Origin of the sequence: Propionispora hippei DSM 15287 (genome assembly GCF_900141835.1) — a bacterium.
Classification (GTDB): domain Bacteria; phylum Bacillota; class Negativicutes; order Propionisporales; family Propionisporaceae; genus Propionispora; species Propionispora hippei.
The window spans coordinates 112,072-121,810 of the sequence record NZ_FQZD01000014.1 but is presented as its reverse complement, the minus strand read 5'-3'; the positions used below and the strand labels follow the sequence as shown (position 1 = coordinate 121,810).

Annotated in this window: 9 protein-coding genes; 7 read left to right on the top strand and 2 right to left on the bottom strand. The window is 51.2% G+C overall.

The window, feature by feature from the left end; translation table 11 throughout:
• The 5 genes from F3H20_RS10270 to F3H20_RS10250 all read left to right on the top strand — a co-directional run.
• Positions 1-760: inverse autotransporter beta domain-containing protein (locus F3H20_RS10270; RefSeq protein ID WP_188128281.1), on the top strand; the 760-nt coding region annotated here is incomplete at its 5' end.
• Positions 761-1,101: 341 nt separating this feature from the next.
• Positions 1,102-1,431, top strand: a complete 330-nt coding sequence (locus tag F3H20_RS10265) for a hypothetical protein (protein ID WP_149734833.1) — start codon at positions 1,102-1,104, stop codon at positions 1,429-1,431.
• Between the two features lie 199 nt (positions 1,432-1,630).
• Positions 1,631-2,305 carry a uracil-DNA glycosylase gene (locus F3H20_RS10260; RefSeq protein WP_149734832.1) on the top strand — a complete coding sequence of 225 codons (675 nt, stop codon included), beginning with the start codon at positions 1,631-1,633 and terminating at the stop codon, positions 2,303-2,305.
• A gap of 100 nt (positions 2,306-2,405) precedes the next feature.
• Complete coding sequence (locus tag F3H20_RS10255; RefSeq protein WP_188128280.1) at positions 2,406-3,011, top strand: DUF3794 domain-containing protein; 606 nt, start codon at positions 2,406-2,408, stop codon at positions 3,009-3,011.
• A 365-nt stretch (positions 3,012-3,376) separates the two neighbouring features.
• Entirely contained in the window at positions 3,377-5,104 is a 1,728-nt protein-coding gene (locus tag F3H20_RS10250; protein ID WP_149734830.1) for an ABC transporter ATP-binding protein/permease, read from the top strand.
• Between the two features lie 42 nt (positions 5,105-5,146).
• On the opposite strand, the gene uvsE is transcribed toward F3H20_RS10250, so the two are convergent.
• Positions 5,147-6,100 (bottom strand): UV DNA damage repair endonuclease UvsE, encoded by a 954-nt coding sequence (uvsE, locus tag F3H20_RS10245; RefSeq protein WP_149734829.1) that lies wholly within the window; start codon positions 6,098-6,100, stop codon positions 5,147-5,149.
• A gap of 248 nt (positions 6,101-6,348) precedes the next feature.
• Here uvsE and F3H20_RS10240 point away from each other — a divergent pair, with 248 nt between their 5' ends.
• Both F3H20_RS10240 and F3H20_RS10235 read left to right on the top strand, forming a co-directional pair.
• Positions 6,349-7,188 carry a sulfite exporter TauE/SafE family protein gene (locus F3H20_RS10240; RefSeq protein ID WP_149734828.1) on the top strand — a complete coding sequence of 280 codons (840 nt, stop codon included), beginning with the start codon at positions 6,349-6,351 and terminating at the stop codon, positions 7,186-7,188.
• Positions 7,185-7,568: a DUF1634 domain-containing protein gene (locus F3H20_RS10235; RefSeq protein WP_149734827.1), complete on the top strand. Its 384-nt coding sequence runs from the start codon at positions 7,185-7,187 to the stop codon at positions 7,566-7,568. The genes F3H20_RS10240 and F3H20_RS10235 overlap by 4 nt, the downstream gene beginning before the upstream one ends.
• Positions 7,569-7,681: 113 nt before the next feature.
• On the opposite strand, the gene F3H20_RS10230 is transcribed toward F3H20_RS10235, so the two are convergent.
• Positions 7,682-9,661 carry a methyl-accepting chemotaxis protein gene (locus F3H20_RS10230; protein WP_149734826.1) on the bottom strand — a complete coding sequence of 660 codons (1,980 nt, stop codon included), beginning with the start codon at positions 9,659-9,661 and terminating at the stop codon, positions 7,682-7,684.
• Positions 9,662-9,739 lie beyond the last annotated feature (78 nt).

Below are 9,739 nucleotides of genomic sequence, written 5' to 3'. Positions count from 1 at the left end.
TAATCTGTCCCGGATTGGACTTGGCTCGGAATATTTCCACGGGTTAGGGGAATACCGGGCGAATGTATATTTACCTGTTTCTGGAGAAAAAAATACCGGTAAAACCGATGCGAGCAATAATATCCTGTATGTGAGAGCGGTCAGGGGTTTCGACTATGAAGCGGGGACTGCCTTGGCTAAAGCACCCTGGCTGAGCGTATATGCTTCCGGTTTTTACTATGATAACAAGTACAGCAGGGACGAGCAGGGCTACAAGCTGCGCAGCAGCCTGCAGATTACGCCGCGACTGGCTCTGGAAGGCGGCTATATTCGCTCCAATGTGGACAAGGGGAACTGGTACGGCAAGGTGATGTTCCAACTGGCAGATGGGTTTAAGCCATCGCTGAAAGACAGTGCCCATGAAGCGGGCAAGCAGCAATACGCCCGTGACCTAAGCTATAAGCTGCTGCAGAAAGTAGAGCGGGATAATACTATCAGGACGGAAACGTATACGAAAGCAACAGGAAGTGCAACAGGGCAAACTATCACGATTGTAAATGGCGCAGTTTTGCCGACTTCCGTTTCGCTGTCTTTGGAGGGCACTGTGGCCTATTCCAGCGGTATGACCATTACGATTACCAATAATAATACTATCTATGAGGAAATTTATGTTAACGGTACGAGAATTAATACGATTGATAGTGGTGATAGTATTACCATCAATGTTGACGACTATATTTCGCCAGGTGGAACGATTACTGTTACGGCCATGTTCGCTTAATAGTAATTAGTTGGCGGTACCTGGAATTATATTTTTCCTTGTATAGTTAGGGAGGTTTAGGACTAATGAGACCTAAGCCTCCCTATTCTGACTGCAGGAAGGTGTAAGGCTGTTTTTTTACTCCCTGCCGGAAAAGGAAATAGAAAAAGCAGGGAATAACTCCTGTAAGTATCATTGATAAATAGCAAGGAAAAAGGAGTAAGAAAAGCCCCTCCGGCGCTTTGTCTGCCTGCGTGCTGAAGGCAGGACGGGCAAAATGTTTTTCCTAAGCAGGCGCATATTCCATTTGTTTACATAGTATATAGTAGGTTGCTATTACTATTAGGTAAAGGAGTAGGAATATGAGATTAAAAGGACATGGCTTGAATTTTACCGGCGGCGTCAGTCTGTCGGTGGTATTAACCGACGGCAGCACGATTCAGGGGACGTTCTTAGGCATCATTGATCCGCAGAGCAATAACTTTGGTTGTTCCCAGACATTGTCCACTTACAATGGCCTTTCACCGTTGATTGGCTCCCTGTCGCCGTTTGTCAATGTGTCCGGCGCCGATGAGTTTTTGGTTATCCAGTTGACTTGCCCGTTTGGCAGCTTCCTGCCGGGTAATCTGGTGGCAATTAATGCCCGAAACATTGCGGCCATTGGCCCCAATTCCGGTACTTGTGTTGTCTGAAGCGGTGCAAAGCCCTGGCTGGCGAGACCTAGATTCCGCCGGTCAGGGCCTGTTTTTTTCGCCAAAGATCATCATCCGCTTAGGTTAGTGCTTCAACCAATTTGACCGATTTACTTTACAGAAATCCTCTCCAAATTTAATTTACAATTTGAAAGTTAGTGGAGTACTAGTCCATGATATAATGATACTGGTGATGAAGATGAGCATATTAAAAAACGACTGGCAGGAACTGCTGGAAGAAGAGTTTAACCAGGAGTATTACCTGCAGCTAAGACAATGGTTAATCAGAGAGTACCAAACCAAGCGAATTTATCCTGACAAATATGATATTTTTAATGCCCTTCATTTCACGGCATACCGGGAGGTAAAGGTGGTCATTCTGGGACAAGACCCCTATCATGGACCGAACCAGGCCCATGGCCTTAGCTTCTCCGTTAAGCCGGGGATTGTTCCGCCGCCTTCGCTTTTGAACATTTATAAAGAATTGCAGGACGATCTAGGGTGTTATATACCGAATAACGGGTATTTGAAAAAGTGGGCTGAGCAGGGGGTACTGCTGCTCAACACCGTTCTAACAGTGATAGCCGGTCAGGCAGCTTCCCATAAGAACCGTGGCTGGGAGATGTTCACCGATAAAGTGATTCGCCTCTTAAATGACCGGACCGATCCGCTGGTGTTTATCCTCTGGGGCAGTCATGCCCATTCAAAGCGGGCGCTGATTACCAATCCCCGCCACCAGATTCTGGCTTCTCCCCATCCTAGTCCTTTGTCGGCTACCAAGGGTTTCTTTGGAAGCAAGCCTTTCTCCAAGGCTAATCAGCTTTTGGTGGCCATGGGCAAAACACCGATTGACTGGCAGATTGAAAATCTATAGGAATAACTGAGGTTTGATGACCTCCTTTGCTGGGGATAGTTTCACCTTGTACAGGTGCTGCATATAATACAGTAGACCTGTTATGAAAAGAGGTGATTCCATGAACAGACACTGGATCAGGCATTTCCCTCACCCTGGCTATGACTACGGTTATCCATACTATATCCGGCCGATGCTGACCGAGCAACTGATAGGCCGTAGAACCACTTCCAAGTCAATAGACATTTGTATTGTTGTCCCCCGCCGCCGGCCTGCCATTGAACAGGTCATCCGGGCTTATGTGCACCGGTTGCGGGTTACCTGTGTAGACGTGGTGATGAATGAAGTCATTGTCCGCGGCCATTTCGATGTAAAGCTGTTATATGTTGGTTGTGTACCCAGTCAGTCGGTACATGCCGTGGCATTGCGGCGCGTCCGGTTTACTGCTGCCGTGTATGTGCCGGGAGCCTGTTATGGTATGACAGCTACGGCCCGGGTATATGCGGATTATGTTGATGCGGACTGTGATGACTGGCGGAATTACTACGGAGAAGATGATGACAGTGAGTTACCGTATCTGTATGAATATGATGAATGGTTGCGGCACAAATGCTGTACCCGGCGGTGTAATGTCAGCGTCTCCCTGGGCATCACAGCCAGCGTGTTTGGCAACAGACCTTTGTGGCCGCAGAGTCCCCCGATGATGCCGTACTATCCGAAAGGATAAGAAGCTGATTCAATCTTGGAATGCTGGAAGTGAGCGGCTTTTTCGTCCGGCGAGACCATTTTTCTAGCGTTTCCTAATGGTTGCATACAGGTTCTAAAACAGATAAATCCGGTATACGCTTTGCAAACAGCGTATACCGGATTTTTTCTTGCTAAAAGCGCCGCAGCAGGCAGGGGAGCGGTCGGGGGTTTAAACAATCTCCAGACCTGACGGCGCTTTTTGTGCTATTGTTCCGGCCCCAGGTTGCCTCGTCTGGCGCAAAAATTACTCGTTATGGATTCTTACGCTAGTTTGAAACACGCTCTGACCGATAAGGGAATGACACCGCCGGCTTTGGAATATACAAGTAAAGAGGTGAATGCGGTATGCGGCGTGGTATTGTGCTGAAACGGGCATGGCGAATTGCCAGGGCCTTTTGGTTGTCCGAGGAAAAGTGGGCGGCCTGGAGGCTGCTCCTGGTAGTTGTGGCGTTGAATTTGGGAACCGTATATATTTCGACGCGGATTAACGTATGGCACAGCGCCTTTTATCAGTCCATTCAGAGCTATGATGAGCAGGGCTTTATTCATTCTATTATCACCTTTTGTGTATTGTCGCTGGTATTGGTTGTACTGCGTGGTTATCAACTGTATGCCCGCATGCTGCTGCATATTCGCTGGCGGCGATGGCTGACCAAGGAATATTTGTCGCACTGGCTGCAAGGGCAGACCTATTACCGGCTCCAACTGCTGGCAGGAAATGAGGCGGATAACCCGGACCAGCGGATTAGCGAAGACGTGGAACAGTTTGTTCAGCTTACGCTCCGGTTATCGCTTGATCTGCTGCAGGATCTGGTTACCGTATCGTCCTTCGTCTATATTTTGTGGAACCTGTCAGGAGTGTTAACGCTACGGCTGGGCGATACGGTCATCCCTGTATACGGGTATCTGGTTTGGATGGCTTTTCTCTACGCCGGCGCCGGCACCTATTGGACAGTCAAGCTGGGGCGGCCGTTGGTGCGGCTTGATTATGACCAGCAGCGCTTTGAAGCGGATTTCCGGTTTTTCCTGTCCCGTCTGCGGGAAAACGCCGAAAGCATCGCCTTTTACCAGGGGGAGCGCCAGGAAGAACTGCATGCCCTGGGTAAGTTCCGGTACATTATGGACAATTTCCTGCAGATTCGCAGTGTGCGCCGCAAACTGCTGTGGCTCACCAGCGGCTACTCCCAAACGGCGGTGATTTTTGCCGTGCTGGTGGCTGCTCCCCGATATTTCAGCAACCAGATTCATTTGGGGCAGATGTTTCAGATTGCCGATGCCTATGGCCATGTGCAAAGCGGCTTTTCTTTTGTGGTTGACAGCTTTACGCGGCTGGCGCAGTGGCGGGCGGTCATTAACCGGCTTAATCATTTTTTGGTGTATATGGAGCTGGTACATATGGCGCCATCCGCCTATGACCGGCTGGAACGGACACAGGGATCGCAGACCGGTTTTGCCATCGACGCGCTGGACGTCCAGAAGCCGGACGGCCAGCTTTTGGTACGACAGCTTACGGCTGTGTTCAAGCCAGGCGACCGGGTGCTGATTTGCGGTCCGTCAGGCTGCGGTAAAAGCACACTGCTGCGGACTTTGACGGGAATCTGGCCTTATGCTGCCGGACATGTCAGACAGCCCCAGACGGCGGCTGTCATGTTTATTCCGCAAAAATCATATATGCCCATCGGTACGCTGCGCCAGGCGCTGCTTTATCCGGGGACAGCAAGAACGGTCAACGGGCAGGAACTGGTAGCGACATTGGAGCTGTGCCGCCTGTCGCATTTAAGCGGGCGGCTGGAGGAGGTGCTGGAGTGGGATAAGGTGCTGTCGCTGGGCGAGCAGCAGCGGGTAGCTTTTGCCCGGGTGCTGCTGCAAAGGCCCAACTGGCTCTTCCTGGATGAGGCGACCTCCGCCCTGGATGAGGAAACTGAGCGGTTTATGTACGAGACAGTCGGAAGGCGGCTGCCGCAAACCACCCTGATCAGTGTCGGTCACCGCCGGACTCTGTTGACTTATCACCGGCGCCGGCTGGAACTGGACGGACGGGGCGGCTGGCGCTTAAGTGCTATAGGGTCCTGAAAAGCAGACCGGCAAACCCCAGGAAGGTGTTTTTGGGCCGGCTTACAGTTCCAGCGCCGCCGGTTCCACCCGGGTTATGCCGGGCAGCCGGGCCAAGTCTTCCACCAGACGGAAGAGGGCCAGGTCCTTTTGCTTGGCCTCCACCATGATGTCAACGTCTTGGCCGCAGTCTTTGGCTACGGCAAGGAACTCAGTCAGATCGGCGGCATTGACAAAATCGGCATGGCTGCGAAAATCCTTGGCGCTTTTTGGACTGGATATATGGATTTTGGGCCGTTTGCCCTGCCAGGTGGCCACGATGTCCGGCCAGAGCTTCGTCAGCGGTATATCGCAGGGCAGGCAGGCGTGATGGTGGACATCGAGTATCATGGGACAGCCTGTCTTACGGCAGAGGGCCAGCACATCGGCCGCATGATAACTCTTGTCGTCGTTTTCCAGCATAAGCCGCTGCCCAAGGGCAGCCGGCAGGCGGGTGTATTGCTGGACAAAGCGGTCCATCGCGGCAGTCTTGTCTTTATACAGACCGCCGATGTGCAGGACAAGCTGCGGCCCCAGCGGCAGTTTCATAGCGTCAAACAGGCGGGCGTGGTATTCGAGATCCTGCAGTGAGGCTGCCAGGACTTCAGGTTGCGGACTGTTGAGCAGGGTAAAATGATCGGGATGAGCGCTTACCCGCAGGTCGTTCTGGCGAATATAGTCGCCCAATTCTTCCCATTGGGGTCGGTATTCCTCAATATAGTTCCAGCCGGCCGTTAGCGGATGGGTGGCTAAAGGGACTGTCTTAGAGGTGAAACGGTAGAGATGGATTTTGTTTTTGGCATTGTAGCGCAGCACCCGCAGAGTGGTTTCCAGGTTTTCCCGCAGGATGCGCCGCAGACGGTGCAGGCGTCCTGACGGGTCGGTGATCTTTTCCAGTACTTTTACGGTAACCGTTTTATTAGGCGAGCCCTGAGGCACATCCAGGGCAATGGCGACATACCCGAAGCGAAGCAGCATATAGGATCCTCCCTGTTTATAGTATAGCGGTTTAGGGTAGTAAGCGATTTTATCGAGGGCTGCCATGTTTTTGGCTGAACCGTTGGGAAGGTTGGAATAGTGACCGGAAGGGTTGGTAATGGCTGGGGAAATGTGATACTATTAAAAGCGGGTCACGTCCGGCGGCTAGGAAAGAGAAAACCGGACATGGCGCTGTCGTGGCTGTCAGATGTTTGGACAGGCGCGGCTTTACAAAGGAGGCGAAACAAATGGCAAGTATGACACTGCAAATATTGCTATTTTCCATATTTGCAGGAATGTTGGGAGCGGTATTAGGCCTGGGCGGCGGTATTATTGTGACGCCGGTGCTGACGCTGCTGTTCGGGATCGATATTCAGATCGCCATCGGCGCCAGCCTGATTTCGGTCATCGCTACCTCCAGCGGGGCGGCCATTGCCTATATCCGGGACAAAATCACCAATATCCGGGTAGGCATGTTTTTAGAGATTGCCACGACTGTGGGAGCCATTACCGGTGCGCTGATTGCCGGTATGATCGCGCCGCAACTGCTGTATATTATTTTCGGCTTGTTGCTTCTCTATTCGGCGCTGGCCATGCTGAAAAAGACCAAACAGGAGCTGCCGGAGAATGTTCCTTTGAGCGGGGCGGCTAAGACGCTCAAATTACAGGGGGAATACTATGATAAAGCCCTGGACAAGCATGTCGTTTACAATGTGGACAATGTGCCGGGGGCCTTTGGGGTTATGTATCTGGCCGGCGTAATTTCCGGGTTGCTGGGAATTGGCAGCGGCAGCTTCAAAGTGATGGCCATGGATATGTTCATGAAGCTTCCGCTTAAAGTATCCAGTGCGACCAGTAATTTCATGATGGGAGTGACCGGTGCGGCCAGTGCGGTGATCTACTTATGTCGCGGCGATATCAACCCGGCGGTGTCGGCACCGGTGGCACTGGGTGTTTTAATGGGTTCGACCCTGGGGGCTAGAGTCATGCAGCGGTTAAAAAGCAAGACCATACGAAAGCTGTTTATTCCTGTACTGATCTACATCGCCCTGCAGATGATGGGACAGGGATTGGGGGTTAGAATATGACGACGGATGCAACAAATAGGCAAAAAGACGCCGAAGCCGAACTGCGTGAGGTGGAGCTGTTTGTAAGCAAGGCGCTGCGGTTTGGTGTATTGGTCAGTGCGGTGATTATCCTGTTTGGACTAATCCGGTTTATTCATACCGGGGAAGGCGGTTATCCTGGGCACAGCTATCCGACCAGTATCAAGGAGTTTTTTGCCGGAGCCTTGCAGTTAAAGCCTTTTGCTATCATTCAAAGCGGCCTGTTTTGTCTAATCCTGACGCCGGTGCTGCGGGTGGGCGTATCCATTCTGGTGTTTCTTAAGGAAAAGGATTGGCTGTACGTGGGGATTTCCTCGCTCGTCTTTCTGATTCTTCTCAGCAGTCTGCTGTTTGGCAAGTAGTATGTTAGGATACAAGAGAGGGATGGTAGCGTGATTCGGCACGAAATGGAAAGGACGGTTATTTCTCAAAGCGAGAATAACCGTCCTTTATATTTTGCAGTTTGATCCTGTGATCAGATTTTGAATTTATGAACCAGTTGGTCCAATTCATGGGCCAGCTTAGACAGGTGACTGCTGGAAGAGGCGATTTCCTCCATGGAAGCCGATTGCTGTTCGGCGGCAGCCGAGACATTGGCGATTTCTTCCACTGACTGGTTGCCGATTTCGTCAATCCGGTTTACGGCGGCGACCACTTCCTGACTGCCGGCGGCGATTTGTTGAATGGCGGCCGACATGTCGGTTATTTGGGCCGATACCTGACTGATCAGACCGGTAATTTCAGTGAAGGACTGACCGGCAGTATGAACGGCGGCTGTACCGTTTTTCACTTCATGAGTGCCGTTTTGCATCACCAATACGGCATGGTCGGTTTCTTGCTGGATTTCGGTAATGAGTCCGGCAATTTGTTTAGCCGAATTCTGTGATTGCTCGGCCAGTTTGCGTACTTCGTCGGCTACCACGGCAAAGCCTTTGCCCTGTTCCCCGGCCCGGGCCGCTTCAATAGCGGCATTGAGCGCCAGCAGGTTGGTCTGGCTGGCAATGGTGGCAATGGTGTCAACGATATGGGTGATTTCCTTGGAGCGTTCGCCTAATTTGCTAACCACTTCCGCCGACTCCAGGACTGTCCGGGAAATGACGTCCATCTGCCGGACAGCGGCTTCCACTGTTTTGCCACCGCTTTGGGCGGCATTGGCAGTGGCTTCACTGGCGGCGGTAACTGACTGGGTATTGGCGGCGATATGCTGAATGCCTGCGGCCATTTCATTGATGCTGGTCATGGCTGTATCAATGTTATTAAGCTGATTTTCACTGCCGGCGGCCAGCTTCATGCTGCTTTCGGCAATATGTCCGGAAGCCTGAGCCGACTGCTCGGCGCTGGCGGTGAGCTGTTCGGACGAGGAAGCTACGATTTCGGCGTTAGTTCGTAGCTGACGGATAATGTCGCGTAAATTGTTTACCATGTAATTGAACCCTTTTGCCAACGCGGCAAATTCGTCCTTACCTCTTACTTCGGTCTGAATAGTAAGATCGCCTTGCGATAAGGAGTTGAATTTTACTGCCAGTTGCTCCAGCGGCCGGGTGATTTGTTTGGCACCAAAGTAGGTGACAGCAATGACGATTAAGATGGACAGTAAAGCAATCGCAATAAACAGCCGGCCCAGCGTGGTCAGCGGCTGGTAGATATAATCCTCCGGTACGCTGATACCCAGAGTCCAGTTAGTGGAGGGGATGGTGTTGAAAATGACCAGCATGTGTTGGCCGTTTTCCTGATAGGTTTTAAAAACATTGTTTTTACCGAGAGCGTCCTTCGTCAGGTCAGCCAGGGCTTTAAACTGGCCGTCTTCCAAAATGTTCTTGGACACTACGTTCGGGTCAGGATGAGCCAGCATAAAGCCTTTACTGTCCAACAGGAAGGCGTAGCCCTGACCGTTAACTTTAATTTCGTTAACTGTTTCTACCAGCGTTTGCAGCAGAATGTCTTCCGCTATGACCGCTGTGTTTTGAGCGTTCGGCGTGGTAAGCGGCAAGGCTACGGATACAACCATTTGTTTGGAATCGGCGTCTATGTAAGGATCGGTGAAGGTGAGTTTTTTATCTTGCATGGCCTGAGTATACCAGGAACGTGTCCGGGGATCGTAATCGGCCGGCGGTGTCCAGCCACTGCCGTCAATCATTTTCCCGTCACTGGTGCCCATATATACGGAGAGAATTCCCTTGTCAATTTTTTGATAGCCCGATAAATGAGGCCCCTGGACGGTGGCGGTTCCGGTTGTGCTTTCAATGGTGGAGGCGGTGGATTCTAAGATCTTGGTCTTGTTAATCAGCCAGCCATCCAGTTGGTGGATTTGTGATTGAGAAACAAGCGCCAATTCCTTGTGAATTTCTTCATCCAATTGGCTTTTGGTAAAAAAATAGCCTGTGCTTGTGGCAATTAAGAGCATGGCGGCGGACAAAAGAGAGAAAATAAGAATAAGGCGGGTTCTTACGGTCATGACAGTCACCTCTGATATTTTTTATTTTTGCAAATGTATTTCAAAGCATAGACTTATTGCCCATATGCATGGATTATT